Here is a 1,232-nt window from a genome sequence, read left to right as displayed (position 1 = left end):
GACAGAGGCCTCCACCAGTCAACAGGAGGAGTCTTTGGTAGGAGTGCGGGAGGCCATGGCAGATTACAAAAAGAAATCGATTGTGCAAGAGAGAGGACTGAAGATCGAACCTCCCCTCCAGGCGTACATTGAGCGATACAGATGGCAGGCATTCGCCGGCCATGATAGGCTCCGACCTGGTGATCATAACCTCATTTATGAGGTCTATGCGCGCCTACAGGTTGAGAAGGAGAGGGAGATGACTATCGACGGACACACGGTAGATTTCTCCGCAAAGGCAATCAATGCCTTTTTCGACCTGCCCAACCTGGGAATTAACTACGATATGAGGCAGGTCGACGAGCGAGATATCTACCGTGAGCTGACGGGGCAGGAGCAGCGCCAGGCAGACTGGAGATTCATTCTCAAGTCCGAGCTGCGAGCGAAGGCGAGACTGATTAACCACTTCGTCAGGTGCCGTCTGATGCCTACTTCATCGAATCCGGAGGTGCTGAAGATGCGCACTCACCTGATATATGCTATCAGCACCGGAGTCGCAGTTGATGTGGGCCGAGTCATTAGCGATCAGATGGTGGCGGCGACAAAGACGTCGAAGTCAAAGTTGTCTCTTGGCTTCCCGAACCTTATCACGGCAATGTGCGTCAAGGCAGGGATCCGACCCAGAGGAGATCCAGCCACATTCATTCAGCTGATGTCGGATCTCCGATTCGAAGCCATCAAGGATCGGCAGCCTCAACCACTACAGCATGAGTCGCCACCGCCCTCACCTCCACCACATCATCAGACGCTCCTACCCCCTCCACCACCGCCGTCTCCACCACCACAGCAGCAGCAGCAGCAGGCTCCGGACGGCTCTGACACGGAGACAGCAGATGTGAGAGAGCAGCGCTATTTACAGCTCCGAGAGGACATCGACACCCTCCGGACACATGTCGACCATGGATTCCTCCAGCTCCGGTCCGAAATCCAGTCACATCAGCAGCAGATGGAGCACTTTATGCAGACCATCTTGAGCCGACTGGCACCACCTCAGCCACCTCAGTAGCAGTCGTATATCCATTCAGGGAGGCATCTGTCTCATTTTGCGTGCCAAGTGCACGATTTTGTAGTTTACTTATTTTTCAGCTTTTAGATAACTCTACTTTAGTTTAGAACTAATCTTTTGTTTGTTTTTACTTTAGTTAATTTTCTAATGTGTGTTTGTGTGTTTGGTCTTTACTTAAGTTACATTC

Annotated in this window: 1 protein-coding gene; it reads left to right on the top strand. The window is 51.9% G+C overall.

The window, feature by feature from the left end; genetic code table 11:
- A partial coding sequence (locus BVER_RS29245) for a hypothetical protein (RefSeq protein WP_232316939.1) occupies positions 1-1,045 on the top strand: 1,045 nt, incomplete at its 5' end.
- Between the last annotated feature and the right edge of the window lie 187 nt (positions 1,046-1,232).

The sequence above is a fragment of the Candidatus Burkholderia verschuerenii genome (assembly GCF_001189365.1).
Lineage (GTDB): Bacteria > Pseudomonadota > Gammaproteobacteria > Burkholderiales > Burkholderiaceae > Caballeronia > Caballeronia verschuerenii.
The sequence above is the reverse complement of the archived record's forward strand: the minus strand, read 5'-3'. Positions and strand labels throughout refer to the sequence as shown.